Annotated in this window: 19 protein-coding genes and 1 riboswitch; of the genes, 8 read left to right on the top strand and 11 right to left on the bottom strand. The window is 38.4% G+C overall.

The window, feature by feature from the left end:
- Positions 1 to 118: 118 nt before the first annotated feature.
- On the bottom strand, positions 119 to 856 hold the full coding sequence (locus tag MKY51_RS00985) for an SDR family NAD(P)-dependent oxidoreductase (RefSeq protein WP_079523281.1): 738 nt from the start codon (positions 854 to 856) through the stop codon (positions 119 to 121).
- Between the two features lie 200 nt (positions 857 to 1,056).
- Here MKY51_RS00985 and MKY51_RS00980 point away from each other — a divergent pair, with 200 nt between their 5' ends.
- Positions 1,057 to 1,668, top strand: a complete 612-nt coding sequence (locus tag MKY51_RS00980; RefSeq protein WP_251691476.1) for a TetR/AcrR family transcriptional regulator — start codon at positions 1,057 to 1,059, stop codon at positions 1,666 to 1,668.
- Positions 1,669 to 1,767: 99 nt separating this feature from the next.
- Here the strand turns inward: MKY51_RS00980 and MKY51_RS00975 are convergent, their stop codons facing one another.
- The 3 genes from MKY51_RS00975 to MKY51_RS00965 all read right to left on the bottom strand — a co-directional run bounded on the left by MKY51_RS00975 (position 1,768) and on the right by MKY51_RS00965 (position 5,473).
- Positions 1,768 to 2,709 (bottom strand): sensor domain-containing diguanylate cyclase, encoded by a 942-nt coding sequence (locus tag MKY51_RS00975; RefSeq protein ID WP_339174776.1) that lies wholly within the window; start codon positions 2,707 to 2,709, stop codon positions 1,768 to 1,770.
- 213 nt (positions 2,710 to 2,922) lie between these two features.
- Positions 2,923 to 4,338, bottom strand: a complete 1,416-nt coding sequence (locus MKY51_RS00970; protein WP_339174774.1) for a cytosine permease — start codon at positions 4,336 to 4,338, stop codon at positions 2,923 to 2,925.
- 511 nt (positions 4,339 to 4,849) lie between these two features.
- The gene (locus MKY51_RS00965; RefSeq protein WP_339174773.1) at positions 4,850 to 5,473 is read right to left on the bottom strand and encodes a LysE/ArgO family amino acid transporter; all 624 of its coding nucleotides are present in this window, start codon (positions 5,471 to 5,473) and stop codon (positions 4,850 to 4,852) included.
- Between the two features lie 266 nt (positions 5,474 to 5,739).
- On the opposite strand from MKY51_RS00965, the gene crcB (MKY51_RS00960) reads away from it, so the two are divergent.
- The 7 genes from crcB (MKY51_RS00960) (at position 5,740) to MKY51_RS00930 (ending at position 10,825) form a co-directional block, all read left to right on the top strand.
- Positions 5,740 to 6,132: a fluoride efflux transporter CrcB gene (gene crcB / locus MKY51_RS00960; RefSeq protein ID WP_339174772.1), complete on the top strand. Its 393-nt coding sequence runs from the start codon at positions 5,740 to 5,742 to the stop codon at positions 6,130 to 6,132.
- On the top strand, positions 6,129 to 6,491 hold the full coding sequence (crcB, locus tag MKY51_RS00955; RefSeq protein WP_339174770.1) for a fluoride efflux transporter CrcB: 363 nt from the start codon (positions 6,129 to 6,131) through the stop codon (positions 6,489 to 6,491). Before crcB (MKY51_RS00960) ends, crcB (MKY51_RS00955) begins: the two co-directional genes overlap by 4 nt.
- 109 nt (positions 6,492 to 6,600) lie before the next feature.
- A complete protein-coding gene (locus MKY51_RS00950) occupies positions 6,601 to 7,065 on the top strand; it encodes a general stress protein (protein ID WP_339174769.1) in 465 nt (154 codons plus the stop codon).
- Positions 7,066 to 7,221: 156 nt separating this feature from the next.
- Positions 7,222 to 7,677 (top strand): general stress protein, encoded by a 456-nt coding sequence (locus MKY51_RS00945; RefSeq protein WP_339174767.1) that lies wholly within the window; start codon positions 7,222 to 7,224, stop codon positions 7,675 to 7,677.
- A 164-nt stretch (positions 7,678 to 7,841) separates the two neighbouring features.
- Positions 7,842 to 8,684: an aldo/keto reductase gene (locus tag MKY51_RS00940; RefSeq protein WP_339174766.1), complete on the top strand. Its 843-nt coding sequence runs from the start codon at positions 7,842 to 7,844 to the stop codon at positions 8,682 to 8,684.
- 110 nt (positions 8,685 to 8,794) lie between these two features.
- Positions 8,795 to 8,894: riboswitch (purine riboswitch) on the top strand.
- 53 nt (positions 8,895 to 8,947) lie between these two features.
- Positions 8,948 to 10,141: an MFS transporter gene (locus tag MKY51_RS00935; protein ID WP_339174765.1), complete on the top strand. Its 1,194-nt coding sequence runs from the start codon at positions 8,948 to 8,950 to the stop codon at positions 10,139 to 10,141.
- A gap of 129 nt (positions 10,142 to 10,270) precedes the next feature.
- On the top strand, positions 10,271 to 10,825 hold the full coding sequence (locus tag MKY51_RS00930) for a GNAT family N-acetyltransferase (protein WP_339174764.1): 555 nt from the start codon (positions 10,271 to 10,273) through the stop codon (positions 10,823 to 10,825).
- Between the two features lie 87 nt (positions 10,826 to 10,912).
- Here the strand turns inward: MKY51_RS00930 and MKY51_RS00925 are convergent, their stop codons facing one another.
- The 7 genes from MKY51_RS00925 to MKY51_RS00895 all read right to left on the bottom strand — a co-directional run bounded on the left by MKY51_RS00925 (position 10,913) and on the right by MKY51_RS00895 (position 17,914).
- The gene (locus tag MKY51_RS00925) at positions 10,913 to 11,638 is read right to left on the bottom strand and encodes a 3-ketoacyl-ACP reductase (protein ID WP_339174763.1); all 726 of its coding nucleotides are present in this window, start codon (positions 11,636 to 11,638) and stop codon (positions 10,913 to 10,915) included.
- Positions 11,639 to 11,702: 64 nt separating this feature from the next.
- Positions 11,703 to 12,224 carry a glycosyl-4,4'-diaponeurosporenoate acyltransferase gene (locus tag MKY51_RS00920; protein WP_339174761.1) on the bottom strand — a complete coding sequence of 174 codons (522 nt, stop codon included), beginning with the start codon at positions 12,222 to 12,224 and terminating at the stop codon, positions 11,703 to 11,705.
- 12 nt (positions 12,225 to 12,236) lie between these two features.
- Positions 12,237 to 13,355, bottom strand: a complete 1,119-nt coding sequence (locus tag MKY51_RS00915) for a glycosyltransferase family 2 protein (protein WP_339174760.1) — start codon at positions 13,353 to 13,355, stop codon at positions 12,237 to 12,239.
- A 45-nt stretch (positions 13,356 to 13,400) separates the two neighbouring features.
- Positions 13,401 to 14,894, bottom strand: a complete 1,494-nt coding sequence (crtI, locus tag MKY51_RS00910; RefSeq protein WP_339174759.1) for a phytoene desaturase family protein — start codon at positions 14,892 to 14,894, stop codon at positions 13,401 to 13,403.
- 28 nt (positions 14,895 to 14,922) lie between these two features.
- Complete coding sequence (locus tag MKY51_RS00905; protein WP_339174758.1) at positions 14,923 to 15,765, bottom strand: phytoene/squalene synthase family protein; 843 nt, start codon at positions 15,763 to 15,765, stop codon at positions 14,923 to 14,925.
- A 26-nt stretch (positions 15,766 to 15,791) separates the two neighbouring features.
- Positions 15,792 to 17,309 carry a phytoene desaturase family protein gene (gene crtI, locus MKY51_RS00900; protein ID WP_339174757.1) on the bottom strand — a complete coding sequence of 506 codons (1,518 nt, stop codon included), beginning with the start codon at positions 17,307 to 17,309 and terminating at the stop codon, positions 15,792 to 15,794.
- 422 nt (positions 17,310 to 17,731) lie between these two features.
- Entirely contained in the window at positions 17,732 to 17,914 is a 183-nt protein-coding gene (locus tag MKY51_RS00895) for a hypothetical protein (RefSeq protein WP_339174755.1), read from the bottom strand.
- Between the last annotated feature and the right edge of the window lie 12 nt (positions 17,915 to 17,926).

Raw genomic sequence — 17,926 nt, 5'->3', positions numbered from 1 at the left:
GGACGAGACTTTCTAATATAAATGAAATTGTTCTAATATCCCACTCAACTGCTCTAATAAAAACAGCACACACATAAAAAGCGCACTTCCAAAATGAAAGTGCGCTTTGAATCAAAAATTATTGGGCTGTATATCCACCATCAACTGTTAAGCTGTTGCCAGTCATGAATGAAGAATCGTCACTTGCCATAAATAATACAGCTTTTGCCATTTCTTCTGCTTGTCCAAGACGTTTCATTGGTGTCATTGAAGCTAATGCCTGTTTGCTTTCTTCCGGAATAATCGGTGTGTCAATGAAGCCTGGGCATAGTGAGTTCACACGAATATTCTGCTCTGCATATTCAAGTGCAAGTGAGCGTGTTAAGTTAATTACGCCACCTTTTGCCGCATTGTATGCTGCCGAACCAGGTGAACCAACCCATCCGTACATAGAAGCGGTATTGATAATTGAACCTCCGCCAGATTTCAACATTTCACGAATTGCTTCACGGGCTACTAGGAAAACACCATCTAAGTCAACATTGACTGTGTTGCGCCACTCCGAATATTCCAGTTCATGTGAAGGGAAAACGCGACCAATGCCTGCATTGTTAAATACTATGTCTACTTTGCCAAATGCTTCAATTGTCTGTTTGAATATATTTGCTACTTCTTCTTCACTTGTAATATTTGCTTTAACAAATAATGCGTCCGCGTTAAGCGCTTTCAATTCCGCTTCGAAAGCTTTACCTTTTTCTTCGTTTAAATCAACTAATACGACTTTAGCACCTTCAGAGACAAATAATTTTGCTGTAGCTGCACCAATACCTGATGCCCCACCTGTGATGACTGCTACTTTACCTTGTAATTTACCCATCTTTTATTCCTCCTAGTATATCGCTTTATTAAAAATGCACATATTTAAGTTAAATTAAATAAAATAACAGAAATAAGTGTCATTGTTCTACAATTTAATTTTAACAACTTCTATAAGTTCAACAATCATTAAAATATTGTAAAATGTATAATTAGTAGACACTTACTAATATTTTGTCTTTTTCAGATGGAGGAGTAACGATGGAAAATAACCAAATTGATACATCCAAGCGAAAAAATCGAACAAAAGAACATTTTAAATTAGCTTTAATTGAGCTTATTAAAAAGAAGGGTTACCATGCCATTACCGTAAAAGATATTGTCGATCAAGCATCATACAATCGCAGTACGTTTTATGTGCATTACCAGGATAAAATCCAACTGGCAGAAGAATTGCTTGAAACAATGCTTGCTGGTTTAGAAGAATCGGCCGGAAAACCGTACACTCCTGGTCAAAAAATATATACGACAAAATTAAGTGCCCCATCTTTTAATATTATTTCTTACATATATGATAACCGGAATTTTTTTGAACTCATTAAATACGACGATACATTAGCAGGCTTCCACATAAGATTTCCTCAAACAATATTAAAAATTTACGGGGAACAGTTCATATTTCAAACACTCAATAATATCCCAGTAAACATGGATTACTTTAAAAGATATACGGCTTATGGATTTTACGGGCTTATACAAAATTGGATTAACAGCAATTTCAAAGAATCCAAAGAAGATTTTATCGAAGAAGTCATTGCTTTATCTCAAACACATATTTATTCACTGAAGTTTGTGGGGAAACAAAACAAATAAAACTATTATAACCATGTGTCTGGGGCAAAAAGAAAAACTAACCCCGTCACAAGGTTAGTTTAAAAATATATTATATGTAAGCCATAAAGTTTATCTGTTTCAGATCAACACCTTCTTCATCTTTTTATTTTTATACATTTTCTGATCGGCTTTATTAAGCAGTTGTCTCATTACGCCATATGAAGAAGGTGAATATTCATATCCAATTGAAATGTGGATAGGCGAGAATGGTAAGGTGTTAGAAAATTCCCTCATTTTAGAGCATACATTTTCTATATATTGTTCAACTTCAAAGTTATCTTTATGCGGCATCAAAACTATGAATTCATCTCCGCCAACTCTTGCAACAATCATTTCTTCGTCTGCAAATTTTTTTAAGCAATCGGCTGTTGCAATAATTAACCGGTCTCCCATTTGATGGCCATATTCGTCATTAATTTCTTTCAAGTCATCTAAGTCTGCGACAATTACAGATATAGGGATTGCAATTTCATTAAATTCTTTCTTTTTCAATTGGAAATACTCTCTATTGTACAAACCTGTTAATCCATCATGAGTCGATTTGTATTCCAGCTGCTCCTGCAAAATATATTGACTATGTACGTTTCTGTACACGCCTTGCACTGCCATCACTTTCCCATCTTTGTAGACAGGTGTAGCATATTCTTCAAACCAAATGTATTCTCCTAAATGGTTTTTAAACCTTACTGTTATCGGTTTATCGAAATTAAGTGTTCCCAATTGTTTCTTCCTTAAAATATCGTGGTCATCAGGGTGAACAATATCAAAAATTTTATCCGGATTATTTAAATGTTTTTCCAGCGAATTTGGCCCTAAATTACTGTCTATACTTGGGCTTAAATAAAGATATTTTAGTTTCGGGTAAACTTCACAGTAATATAACATATCCCGGATGCCTTCAGTCGTTTCAATCATTGGTTTAAATAAATTTATTTTTTGTTGCAACTTCGCCTTTTCATTGTGCAGACGTATACATAATACGATGAGGCAAATTAATATACCTCCTACAACAATACTCATAAAAATGACCCGCTTTCAATTTAACTCTCCAATAGCCCCAATAGTATTATTTTACTATAATTATAATTTGATTGTATATATTAAATCCCCTAATAACAAGTACTTTTTGGTATTTTTCTGAAGAGTAAAATCACTATATTTCACCGTTAAAACACAACCCTTAAATAATAAAAACCGTACTCCCATTAAAACGGTAAGTACGGCTCAAATTTTTTAACCAATCCAATCCTCTTTCGGAATATCATTTGCTTCTTTCTTGCTATAGTATCGCCCTTTTGTCGCCAACCCTAAAATGACAGTCAGAATTGCTGCCATAAGTGCTGCGAAAAAGGCGGCAGTATTTTGCAGGAAAGTGCCCATATATCCGAGCGCTGCAATTGTACCGATTATAGTTGGGACAATTAAAGCAATGACACCAACCGGATTCCATTTAAACAGGTTTTCCTGTCTGGATTCGTAATAACGTGTGCCGATTTTCAGCCATTTTTTGAGCACGAGTGCTTCTGTTACGAGAACTGCTGCCCAGCTCATCAGTGCTACACCTTGGAATGTCATCGCAATTTGAAGATGATCGACAATACCACCAAGCATCAAGATCATCGCAATGACACCGCCTACTACTACCCAAAAACGGCGTCCTGGTGTAAAACCAAACATGTTTTCAAAAAAGTTCGAGAGGGAAAGTGAGCTGCTGTAAATATTCGTTATATTAATTCGAACCTGTGTCAGTACCGTGAATACGACACCACCGAGCCCTAATAATGTCACGATATAAACGCCGGGATTAGCTTCGGCGAATTTTACACCGAACCAAATGCCAAGGCCACCCATTACACCAAAACAGAAGATTTGCGGAATAAATCCGATAGCAATTGAACCGACTTTCAAATCTTTCGGTTTCAGGAATCGTGCATAATCCGAGGCAATTAAAGCCGTAAGTCCCATGATACCATGTTGTATTCCGATACATAACAGCAATGCCGTACCACCTATTTGAACACCCTCAGGCATATAGGTCCAGAAATTTCCGGAGTTAAGTGATGGGGTGTTGAAAGCAATGACAATGGCCGTAATGAGGAAGAACCCAAAAATAGGCAATGACCACTTTTGAAGTTTGTCCAATTGTTTAATGCCAAACCAGTTTAACGGAATTACTAAGGAACCAAAGAATACAATTAAAAGCCAGATCGGAATCGCCGGGAAGAATGCATGAACTGCAGCGACTAGAATCATTCCTTCAAATGCACAGTACATAATAAAGTTTGATGCGTAAATTAATGAGGTTAATGAGGCTCCGATATAACCGAATCCTCCGCGGGATAATAAGTTGACGTTCATGCCGGACTTTGCCGATAAATAAACTATGATGCTTCCAAGAATACCAGCGACAATGATGGCATAACCAGCTGAGATGAGCGCATTGACCGCTCCGAATTGTAGTGCCATGACGCTCCCCATCTGGAAATAGAAGATGGCAGTTGCGATGCCAAACGTTATATTTGTGATACTTAACCAGCCCATTTTGCGCTCTTCACGCGGAACTCGGTCAAAAGTATAGTCACTAGTTGCTTCTTCTTGATATAAGTTTCGTTCTCTTAAATTTTGATCTGCAGTAATCTCAGATCTCATTCAATCAAATCCTTTCTGTACTTATACTTCTTTTGTTTCAAAGGAACTTTTATTAGAGGTGGATAGATCTTTTTAAGGGAAAGGGCGGTTACGGTAAATCATCTGCAATTGATCCCTTCAATTCAGAAACAAAAAAAGAAATGATTTTTTTACCGCGCAGACAGTCGTGAACGTAAGTTAAATAGCTCCATTAAATATTTTAACATAATTTAACGCAATTATTTGCTTTCTCAGTCTAAGTCGTTCTTTAGTCCCGCAATAACTCCACCCTTTTCCAGATAATAAAAAAAGCTCGAAAAACATAAAATTTCCTTGTTTTACGAGTACTTATTATAGCCAATATGACCATCTGTTTATTCTACCTATTCTTTTACACTTACCGCAAAATGACTGTTTGGAGTTATTGGTTTCTAAGTTTATAGATGCATTTATAGCATCCCGGTAAGAGTATAATTTTCCTAACACAATATTATTCGTTATTGTTAGCCTGCTAATGGTTCCGTCGTCTTTCCTACTCACCTAGCAATGCATAAAACTGATAGCCCATATACAGCGCCATAATCCAAATGATGACTGCCGATATTTTATTAAGGAAATTGAGGAATTTCCCGTTCCCGTCAATTTGTCCAATCTTTCTCCCGACAATGGCAAGCGACAGAAACCAAATCCATGATACAGCTATACAGGCCAAAGTAAACATCCATTTCTCATACCCTGTATAAGCTAATGAACTTGTTCCGATTACCCCAATTGTATCCAAAATAGCATGAGGGTTAAGTAGCGACACGGATGCAGCGAATGTTATTTGGCGTCTAGCAGAAAATCCTTTTTCTTCCCGCTTTGCATTTATCGCAGTATCGTCTTTCCAGATTACCCACCCCATATAGGCCAAGAAAAAGAACCCTACTAAAAACAGAGATATTTTTAACCATCCAAAACTAAAAACAATTACCGATACTCCCGCTACCGCTAAATAAATTAAAATCGTATCACAGATGCCTGCTGTTACAATGGCAGGCAGTGCTTTTGTAAATTTCCGTTGTGTAGCGCCTTGATTAAAAATAAACACATTTTGAACACCTAATGGCAAAATTAAGCCAAATGCCAATAGGATGCCATGAATTAATGGTTGCACGTTCATTCCTCCTATTTCCATTATTTAAGAATAACGTTGAAGGAATGATTTGTCTCCATCTATTGAAAAGATTCGGTGGGATACTCCGTGAAGAAATTGCCTGCCGTTTTTATGAGTATCTTGACTTACCATTAATCGATAAATTAATGTAGTAAATAGAACATGATAGGCGATAAAGTTCGCCCTTAACCGCCTATAGACGAATGACTCCTGTCAGTTTAGTAAACTGGCGGGAGTCTGTTTTTATTTAAAGGAGGTTACTGAAATTGCAATTTTTTTTAATAGGAATCGGCGGTGCAGTTGGAGCAGCATTACGATATAGCGTATCCCTGCTTTTTTTAACAAATGAGACAGCTGCCTTCCCTTTTGCAACAGTTGCAGTGAATTTGGCAGGCTGCTTTATTTTAGGGGCGCTCTCTTCCGGTCTTGAACTAAAAATATTTATAAACCCTGACTATTTATCAGCACTTAAAACCGGGTTAATTGGTTCATTTACAACATTCTCCACATTCAGTGTCGAAGTTATCCAACTGCTGCAGCATCACTTTTATTTTTCCGCCATCCTCTATATTTTCATTAGTGCCATCTTCGGATTGATTTTCGTTGCGCTTGGCATGAAAATCGGAAAAAGCCTTTCGGAAAGGGTGGAACCGGTATGATAAATTTCTTGTTAGTGGCCGTTGGTGGATTTTTCGGAGCCATTTTCCGCGCTGTTATTTCTAAGCGGCTCAATCATACAAGCCAATTTGTTCATTTAGGAACTTTTACGGTAAATATGCTCGGCTCGTTTGCGTTGGGATTTTTGGTTAATATTCATCTTTATACAAATGCAAATCTAATTTTTGGTATCGGATTTTTAGGTGCGTTTACTACTTTCTCAACTTTTAAATTGGAAAGTGTGACACTCATCGGTTCAAAACAATGGAAGCAGTTTCTACTCTATTCTATCCTCACCTATACGGTCGGACTGTCCATTGCTTTTGCCGGCTTTTGGATGGCAAAAATGTATGTATCATAGTGTTTTACCCCACCTCTAATCATGATTTATTGTCAACCTGTCATGTTTATAAACAAATGACACGGGTAAATTTACATTGTGCAACATTCAGATGAGGAGGATGATAGAAATGGTAAAACATATTGTGGGGTATTATGATACAGAAGCAGAAGCGATTGATGCAATTGAGGATTTAAAACGACAAGGTTACCGTACTGAAGATATTTCAGTTATCAGTAAAAGCCAATCGGATGTTGATACAATTTCCGATGAAACAGGTGCAAACGTTGCAGAAGGTGCAGCTACAGGCGCGGCTGCTGGCGGGGCATTAGGCGGAATTGGTGGCGTGCTTGCAGGTCTTGGCGCATTGGTGATTCCAGGAATTGGACCTATTGTCGGTGCGGGTCCAATTGTTGCAGGTATTACAGGCGCGGCTGCTGGTGCAGGTGTCGGCGGTTTGACTGGCGCTCTTATCGGAATGGGGATTCCAGAAGATGAGGCGACACGCTACAACGAACAATTTGAGTCTGGCAAAATTTTAATTATGGTAGATGAAGACACACGAGGTCCACTACGTGATTCTACACTTTTATAATACAACTACAGAAAGTCATTCCTGACGCGTCAGGATAGCTTTCTTTTTTTGTTCCTGCAGGAAGTAGATTTGCCCCTCCCCTGTTTCCTCATGTTTACAAATATCCCTCCAGGGTAAATTTCAATATACGAAAAGAGTTTTGAGAGGATGAGGGAAATGGCAAAACATGTTGTAGGATATTATGATACAGAAGCAGAGGCAATTGAAGCAATCGAGGATTTACAGCGACAAGGATACAGTTCTCAGGATATTTCAATCATCAGTAAAAACGTATCGGATGTAGATGCAATCTCCAATGAAACCGGTGCAAATGCTATGGAAGGTGCCGTTACCGGTGTTGCTGCCGGAGGAACATTAGGCGGACTCGGTGGTGTTATTGTCGGACTTGGTGCACTTGCGATTCCAGGTATCGGCCCTATCGTTGCTGCCGGACCAATCGCTGCAGGGTTAACTGGAGTAGCAACCGGAGTAATGGTCGGCGGAATCGTCGGGGCATTAATCGGAATGGGGATTCCGGAAGACGAGGCAGAGCGCTACAACGAACAATTCGAAGCCGGCAAGATTCTAATCATGGTGGCAGAAGATAAACGCGGTTCAGGCACCATTTCATAAATATAATAAATTTGGCCATCCTATAAATCGGGATGGCTTTCCTGCTTTTATACAGTATTAAGGAAGAATTTTCACTGTACCCTATCAGTAGGTGAGCGCAAAAATTCATGGTATATTATTGAAGTTGCACTATTAAGTGTTATTTTACAAATGGAGGTTTTACGATGCTCAAAAATTTGCACGATACAACAACATTAAATAACGGTGTTAAAATGCCTTGGTTAGGACTCGGTACATATTTAGTCGAAGAAGGACCTGAACTGCTTAACGCGGTGAAATTTGCCATTAAACACGGTTACCGCAGTATCGATACAGCTGCCGTTTATCAAAATGAAGAGGGCGTCGGCGAAGCGATTCGTGAATCAATGAAAGAAACAGGTATTTCAAGAGAAGAACTATTCATCACTTCTAAAGTGTGGAATACAGATTTAGGCTATGAAGAAACACTTGCTGCCTATGAAACAAGCTTAAAGAAATTAGGTCTTGAATACTTGGACTTATATCTTATTCACTGGGCAGTTGTAGATAAATATAAAGACGCATGGCGCGCGATGGAAACACTTTATAAAGAAGGTAAAGTGAAAGCGATCGGCGTTTGTAACTTCCAGGTTCATCATTTAGAAGACTTGATGAAAGATGCGGAAATCAAGCCGATGATCAATCAGGTGGAATACCACCCTCGCTTAGCTCAATCAGAAGTAAAAGCTTTCTGTGAAAACAATGATATTCAGTTTGAGGCATGGTCTCCGTTAATGCAGGCAAAATTATTGGACAACCCTCTATTAAACGAATTGGCTGCAAAATATAATAAAACGGTTTCCCAAGTCATTTTAAGATGGGATCTGCAGAATGGTGTTGTAACGATTCCAAAATCTACGAAAGAACATCGCATTGTAGAAAATGCCGATATTTTTGATTTTGAATTGACTACTGAAGATATGGAACAGATTAATGGTCTTAATCAAGATTTACGTATTGGGCCGGATCCTGATCACTTCAGTTTTTAATTTAACTCCATTCAAAAAGCTGCCCTCGTCTTATTCCGAGGACAGCTTTATGACTGAATAACATATACTTGAAATTTTTTTCGAAAACAAGTAAACTATCAAAGTGCTCATTTATCCAAGTTAATAGTAACTGTATAACCTCAAGGATATGGCTTGAGGGTCTCTACCAGGAACCATAAAATCCTGATTACAGAAAATGATTTTTTTCATTTTTTGTAATCAGGATTTTTTTATTTTTCTCAAGAAAGGAAGTTAGACATACTATGAATTTCAAAGTTTTAATACTCGCATTATCCACGGTTGCGGTTGGATTGGTGGAATTAATCGTTGGAGGCATTCTCCCGATTATCGCAACTGATATGGATATTTCAATAAGCACTGCCGGACAGCTGATTACCGTATTTGCTCTTATTTATGCAATCGCCGGTCCAGTGTTACTCGTTTTAACGAGCAAAGTTGAACGGAAAAAGTTATATCTTATTTCGTTGTTTATTTTCTTCATCAGTAACATCATGATGTATTTCAGTGTGTCATTCACATTTATGATGGCTGCACGTATTTTAAGTGCGATGAGTACATCACTGATTACCGTACTTTCTTTAATCATCGCTGCAAAAGTTGTTTCACCCGCGCATCGTGCGAAGGCGCTTGGTTTCATTTATATGGGGATTAGTTCTTCGCTCGTATTAGGTGTACCGCTTGGCATTTTAATTTCCGATTATTTCGGATGGCGTGTAATTTTCCTAGGCATTGCGATTTTATCGGTAGGCTCATTTATCCTTATTTCAATCTTCTTAGAGAAGGTTCCAGGGGAAATGTCAATTCCACTTTCACAGCAACTAAAGACGGTTGCAAGCTCCAAAATCGGAAGTGCCCATCTTGCAACAATGTTTATGCTGGCAGGACACTATACGATGTATGCGTACTTCACACCGTTTCTGGAAACTGAATTAAGTCTGAATTCCAGCTGGATCAGTCTTTGCTATCTATTATTCGGGATTGCTGCAGTAAGTGGCGGGGCATTTGGCGGAACACTTTCGGATAAAATCGGCGCACCGAAAAGTATTATTTTCGTTATTGTTTCATTTGCAGTCGTGCTATTCATCCTGCCATTCACGACTTTCTCGCTTATTATCTTCATACCAATTATGATGATTTGGGCAGCGCTAAGCTGGAGTTTATCACCACCACAGCAAAGCTACTTGATTCAGACAGATCCTGCTACATCCGATATTCAGCAAAGCTTTAATAACTCAGCTTTACAGATCGGGATTTCTATGGGGTCAGCCTTTGGTGGTATTGTCATCAATCAAACTTCTACAATCTCACACGCTGCTTGGTACGGTGGCGCACTTGTACTCATTGCGTTGGCATGCGCAGTCTTTTCTTTAACGAGAAAAACAACCGGAAGAGAAGAAAAAATTTCTACTTCGACTGTCCATCATTCGAATATTTAAAGTTAAAACAATATCCGGTGATATACCGGGTGTTGTTTTTTCTTTTTATAGTTAAAAAATGTATATTGTGTTATGATAAGCAAGCCTATCACACTCTCGAATAAATCTAAATTATTGGAGAAAAAACTAATGGAAAATCTTAATTTAATGCTTGAAAAACACAGTCATCTGGAAAGCGAACGTCTTTTTTTACGTCCGATTTCAATTGAAGATACTGAAGATATGTACGAATATACAGCGGATGAAGAAACAACGAAATTTCTTTATCATGCACACAAAGATTTAGAACAAACAAAGAAAATGATTGAGAATTATTTTCTGAAAGAACCTGCCGGGAAGTACGCGATCGTATTAAAAGAAAGCAATAAAATGATCGGTGCGATTGAATTCCGTGTCCATGAATGGAATAAAAGCGGCGAACTTGGTTTTACATTGAACCGCAGTTTCTGGGGAAAAGGCTATATATCAGAAGCAAGCAAAGTTGTATTGGATCTAGCCTTCAACATCCTTGGCCTAGAACGAGTATTTGCGGAGTCTCACGTTCAAAATGCTGCTTCCGCTAAAGTAATGGAGCGTTTAGGGATGACCCACGAAGGAACAATGCGAAAAAATCACATGATTAAAGGTACTCTTGTAGATAGTGTTTATTATTCTATTTTAAAAGAGGAGTTCCAGCAGGCTTAATTAATAATCTAGATCAATAAAATAAAGCCCTTCATTCTGATTCAGAGTGAAGGGCTTTTCCTATTCAATCGTTTCTCGCATTATGAATTAGAAAGGATTAGTATTCATTAATGTAGCGTTTTTGATATACATGCGGTTATTCAGCTTCAATTGCGCAATAATATATTCTGCAATATCTTCAGGGTGCATATATTGATCTCTTTTTTCATCCGGCACTAAGTTCAGTGCATCCGCCAAATCTGTTGCAATTGTACTTGGTGCTAATGCAGTTACGCGAATATTGTTGCGGCGTACTTCCGCTGCTAACGACTCTGTTAAGCCGATGACACCGAATTTAGAAGCGCTGTATGCACTTGATGTTGCTGCACCGTTTAAACCGTTTGTAGATGAGATATTGATAACATCACCTGCATTTTTTTCGATTAATTGCGGTACAATTGTGTGCGATACATAAAAAGTACCCATTACATTGATATCGACAATTTCCTTAAATTCTGCAGGGTCCATATCAACGAGCTTATCAAACTTTCCTACGCCCGCATTGTTAACTAAAATATCTGTTAATCCCAACTCTTCTTTTAGATGGGCAGCAGCTTTTTGCACTTGTTCCAAGTTCGAAACATCCGCCACTGCATAGGCAGCTTTAACACCATGGCTTTCGATTTCTTTTGCCACTTGCTGCAATGCATCTTCTGAACGTGCAATGATCCCTACGTTCACACCCTCTTTTGCTAATGCTACCGCTACCGCTTTACCGATTCCGCGTGCAGCACCTGTTACAACCGCTACTTTACCTTGTAATGACTGACCCAATTTCATCGTCTCCTTTAAACACATTATTCCAATGAAATTTTAACATATTGAACTTTCATACGTCTTATTTTGCGTTCGGATAATGGTTAGATTTACTACTTTCATTACCACGATTAGATAAATCTAAAATATTTTCAATTCGCCCTCTGTTATAACGTTGCGTTAAAATAAAGGGCAGATTGGCGAAAAGTGCATAGAAGATGTTAATCCACCCTGCCCAAACCGGATTCCACAGGAAAAAAAGGGGCGCCGGCAAAATAAGCAGCCAATGTGTCATCTCCGCTCTTTTGGTTTCTGCGGCAAAGACGAGTAGATCTTCCCGCTTCGTACCATGTAAGTGGCTTTTATTGTAACTTTTCTTTGCAATCGATGACCCATCGATTAAGTGCTTTTTCCATTTCTTCACTAAGAAAAGTCGATTCCAAATCTCCCCGTGCTGCTCCCACTTTGCAATACGGAAAAATACAATATCCTTTAGAAAAATGCGTAAAGGAATTTTGAAGCAAAGAACCGATATCGAAAAATGAAGAACGAGCCATGCTGCTATGTTAACAACGAGAAGCCAAACTGCATTAATAACTGTCATACCTCTCTCCTATTACACTTTGATTTTTCTGCCTCTCCACATTACCGAATGCAATACATGCGTACGGTATAATGAGTACAAAAATACTGCTGTAAAAAATAAAACAAAAATCGGATAGATCAAGAAAACCATTAGGTGGAAATTCCCTGCTCTTCTCGCAAGAAAATACAAATGCCCACCATATAATAAATAGACAACAATACTGCTGAAGAGCGCTACAGATGAATCCGTTAAAATGGCGAGTAATGGCGCCAATGCAGCCAGAATCACACCAAAAATCCAAAGCTGAATGAGCAGCATGACAGATTTATGAGTGGATTGCGATGCTGTTGCCAGATTTTTCGTCCAGCCTTCCATCAACTGCTTCGGCCCCTCTTCATACATCCGCATATTAATAATCCCTTTCCCGGCATAATTGGTTACCGGTAAATCTTTCGCCAAAAAAACATCACTTAGCGCAAAGTCATCCATAATGGATTCCTCCGCAGCTTCATGCCCTCCAGTTGTAATATAGCTCTCCTTATCACAAAGAATACATGGTCCAAAAGATCCTGCCGTTGCAAACTTGTCTTTCCAGAAAGTAAATACATTCATTCCTGTCAGCACAATAATATTAAAGATTACCGATAAATTTTCATATCGTTTTACAATACGATGATATGGTTGAATGGATAATATTCCTTTACTGTCTTGTTTGCTAAAGCTGTCTACAATCCGCTCAAGACTGTCCTCAGCGGCAAGCTGTACATCTGCATCCAAAAACAGCAGCAACTCTCCATTTGCAGATTGCGCCCCATATGCACAAGCATTGGATTTACCCGGACTCATCCCGCCTACTTGTTTACTTTTTAAAACCTTTGCTCCGTATGATAATGCGACTTCGGCCGTATGATCCTTAGATCCATCATCGACTACAATTATTTCAAAATTATTCCAATTCTGCATCTGAAGCGACTTAAGTAATGGCGGCAAGCGAAGCGCTTCATTTCTTGCTGGTATGATAATCGATAATGAAGGCAATGGTTGATTACCCTCTATTGCCGGCGGTTTTCTTGTAGACCAAAACATCAGCACACCACATAATAAGCCGAGTAAGGATAGTATTTGCACAACCAAATACAAAGTTTCCATTCATCATGTTCCTTCCTTTTGTATTTGCCTTCTAGCTCGTACTACTTACTTCTTCCTATCTTGTTCGATCAGTTTCTTCGCCACCTGCTGTCCGCTAAGTGTAACCATTGGCATACCACCACCAGGATTTACAGTTCCTCCGACGAAATATAAATTGTCATAGCGTTCACTTTGCTTCGGGTGTTTAAATCCTTTATTCATTTTCTTATCGGATACAGTCCCGTAAATCGCTCCTCGGTCTGAAGAATACGTTCGTTCAATATCATGAGGTGTCCACATATCTTTTGTGACAATACTTTCTCTAAGATTGTCTAATCCCATGTTTTCCAGCTTGATTAATACCTTCTCCGCAAACTCGGTGTACTGCTGCCTAGTTAAAGGCTTTTCTTGAAGATGTGGAATATGCGGGAGAATTTTAAGATTTTCATGACCCGGCAATGCTTGTTTTGGATCTGTTTTATTCACATTCACTAAATAAATGACCGGATCATCAGGAAGTTGGTGCTTATCAAAGATCAGATTCATTTGCTTTTTCGTATTTTTAGAGAAAAAGAAATTATGGTGGGCCAGTTGAGGGTAACTGTTTTTAACCCCTAAATGTAAAACAAGACCTGAGCTTGCGGGTTCGAATTTTTCATCTAATTTATCGGTATAACTTTCTTTTTCCTCGGTCAACTGTTTATATGTCGGGATGACTTCCATATTGGAAACAAAATAATCAGCAGTCAGTTTCGTACCATCATCTGTGTAAGCTGCCGTAATCATTCGTTTGTTTTTATCCAACTTTACGATCTTTTTCCCGAGATGGAATGTCACACCGATTTCTTCAGCTAGCTTCACTAAAGCATTTGCCAAATTGTGCATTCCGCCAGGCACATACCAGACCCCTTGGGCGTGCTGCATATAAATCATCATATTAAGGACAGCCGGCGCATGATAGGCCGAAGATCCGACATATTTTACAATATAACTTAGCATATCCCGGAATTGCGGGTTCTTAATTCTTTTATCGATCGCCTCAAACATTGTCGACGATAAATCAAATCTCCTTAATGATTGAAACGCACCGTGAAATTGAAGCACTTCCTTCAGATTATCTAATCCTTGATTAAAATAACCTTCCTCCGTGATCTCATATAGATCCTTAGAATATTCAAGTAATTTCTTGTATTGTTTAATATCTTTTTTCGTCAGCGACGGATTCAAATTTTCCATATCGTACAGATCTTCATGTAAATCAAGTGTATTACCATCAGGGAAAAATGAACGCCACTGATGGCTCAATCGCTGAATCTTCACATAATCACTCATTTTTTTTCCGCTTTGCTGAAATAACGTTTCGAATATGTGAGGCATCGTTAGTATGGATGGTCCTAAATCAAAACCGAAACCATCCTGTTCTAAACGGTTCAGCTTTCCGCCGAGATGTTTGTTCTGTTCATATATATCAACATCGTACCCTTTTTGCTGGAGCGAAATGGCTGCAGATAAACCGCCAAGCCCTCCGCCTATTACAACCACTTTTTTCTTACCTGACATATTGTCTCCCCCTCTAATTGCTTTTTATTTAAACTCTCATCTGTTCTAGCCGTTCCTTAGCCACAAAGTTTCTTTTCGTTAAGCAGTCATACTGATTTTCCCGAACCACATTTAAAATCTCCCGGTAAACAGTTGCTGCCGTCATAAGCGGTGCTTTACTATCGTCATCATAATTCATAAGGTGATTTGAAAATATATCATATAAAGTTTCGGCCCGTACCGCCAAATGTTCCCAAAGATTGATAAACGATTCATCAATTAAGTATTGATTCAGCTTTTCTTCGCCATATCCGAAGCGTAACCGTTCCATCTCGGGAAGGTAAATACGGTTCTTTTCATGAAAATCTTCACCTATATCCCGTAATATATTCGTAATCTGCATCGCAATACCGAGATCAACCGCAGTCTTTTTAAGATGTTGGTGACTTTCCGTTGCAATAATCGGAAGAAGCATCAACCCGACAGAGCCGGCCACATAATAGCTGTACTCTTCTAATTGTTGGAGTGTTTTTGGTGAAGAAAAATCAATATCCATCTCTTGTCCCGTCAATTGATCATAAAAAGGCTGAATATCCATTTCAAATGTATTAAATACATGTCGCAGCGCTCTCCATAATGGATGATCTCGTTCTTCATGGCGGCTGAAAAGATCGAGCTCATGGCGTAATTGATTGATAGCCGCGCTCTTAACTGCAGCAATTGGATTTTCGTCCACACTATCATCAGCTAATCTGCAAAATGCATATATGGCATAGACCGCATACCTCTTTTCCGCAGGAAGTCCTGAAAATGCAAAATAAAAGCTTTTGGAATGCTTTTTAATAATATTTTCGCAGTATAGTAAATCCTCGTTCAATTGTTGCTGTATCATATCAATCTCCCCTTTTGTAAAATAGTTTAATAGTCAAACTGAATCCCTTGATCATCTGATATGAGTTCCTGAGCAGCTATTTTAGCGGAGAGAAGAACGATCGGCACACCTGCACCGGGATGCGTACTGCTTCCCGTAAAGTATAGGTTTTCGCAATGGGTTGCTTTACTTTGCGGGCGCATATGATTACTCTGTCTCAACGTTGGCTGCAAACCGAATGTTGCGCCGTTGTAGGCATTGAACCGCTGTTTGAAATCCAATGGTGTTGTGTACGATTCCCAGACAATTTCTTCTTCCAGATTTTCTAATCCTTTTATTTTTTTCATTTCACGAATTAAGTAATCCCGGTAGTATTGAATGGTTTCATCATTCCACTCATATTTCGCCGTTGAAAGTTCGGATACCGGCAGCAATACATAAATGGCTTCCTTTCCTTCCGGTGCCATCGACGGGTCGGCTTTAGACGGAATATGAATGTAAAATGCGCCGTCCTGAAGTCTTTCCCCTGAAAAAATATCGTTTATATTTTTCTTCATCTCACTTTTGAAGACAAAGTTATGCACGCCTTCTATCTGGTCGTATTTGCGGTTCGTCCCTAAATAAAGCAGGAAGCATGAGCAGGAATATTTCATCGCATCGATTTTTTCATCGGTGTATTTCCCCTTTGCCTTTTTATCTTGAACGAGCTCCTTCATTGCATATGGGAAGTCGGCATTACACATAACGTAATCTGCCTCTTCTTTTCTGCCATTTACATAAATTCCATCGGCACGACCGGACTCGCTGGAAATTTTCTCGACATTGGCATTGTAGTGGATTTTACCACCGAGTTCATAAAACAGTTTTTCCATCGATGTCGCCATTGTGTGCATCCCGCCTTTGATAAACCAAACCCCGTACAGAAATTCAATCATAGGAATAATGGAATACAGTGATGGTCCGTTGTATGGGGAGATACCTATGTACAATGTTTGAAAACTAAGCATATTTTTAATTCGTTCATCTTTTATATATTTACCAATAAAATGATCGGCACTATCGAAGGTTTTTAATTTTAAAGTTTGCTTAATCATAAATGGATTGTAGAAGTCTTTAAATTTGCGGAAAGGCCGTTGGATAAAATAATTCTTTGCGATGATAAAGCGTTTATATATTTCCTGTAAGTAATCCAGAAAACCTTGTGCATCATCAGGGTTTATACTTTCCAGTGTTTTCATCATTTCGGTTAAATCAGACGAACCTTTATAAGGTCGATCCATCTCGTCTTTAAAATACACTTGAAACATTGGATCAAGTTTCTCCATTGGTATGTATTCATCAGGGTCCCGGCCGCATAATTCGAAAATCTCTCTGTATAATTCAGGCATCATCACAATGGTCGGTCCTAAATCAAATTTAAAACCATCCTTTTCAATACGATGCATTTTCCCACCCGGCATTCCTTCCTTTTCAAACAGTTCCACTTCGTAACCCGCTTGCTGTAGACGAATTGCACTTGCCATGCCGGCTACACCAGCACCAATAACAATGACCTTTTTTTTCATATTTGCGCTCCCCTATAAATTATTTAAATGATGATATTCGCTCTTTTTCATATGTAGATTTCTTCTCATCGTTCAACGTTGTACAAAATAAATATTTGTATAACCTTTTATTTTCAATTTTTTTACTTTTCCTCTAAAACGTTTACCCTTTATGCTTTGCTTTCAATCCTAATATTTAAGTTACTTTTTCAGTTTTATTGTTCAATTTTTAAATTTCCATTCATTTACGATTCCCGTTGAGTTTCACTAGGTTTGTATAATGTTTTTAGTGGAAATCCAGCAACACAATAAAAAAGACACTAATTCAAATTGAATTGTGTCTTACAGATTGTTATTTTAATTTTACTTCGACAAATTTCTATATAAGTTTGCTTACATGTAAAAACTATAGGCATTACATAACACTGCTTTTACAGCGTTGCCTATACGCAATGTATTGTTTGGATATGTTCAATATTTACATATGTCCGTTTCTCTTTTGCTGTTATCAGCTCGAGCATCTTACCGTTAATACTTTTTACTTTCCCGATATGATGCATTTTCTCCCCCATATTTAACACGATCAGCTTATTCAATAGTACCGCCAGCTGTTGTAAAGCGCCCACTGTTTCAAAACT

It is taken from the genome of Solibacillus sp. FSL R5-0691, assembly GCF_037974225.1.
GTDB lineage: Bacteria > Bacillota > Bacilli > Bacillales_A > Planococcaceae > Solibacillus.
This window is presented reverse-complemented; position numbering and strand designations above follow the sequence as displayed.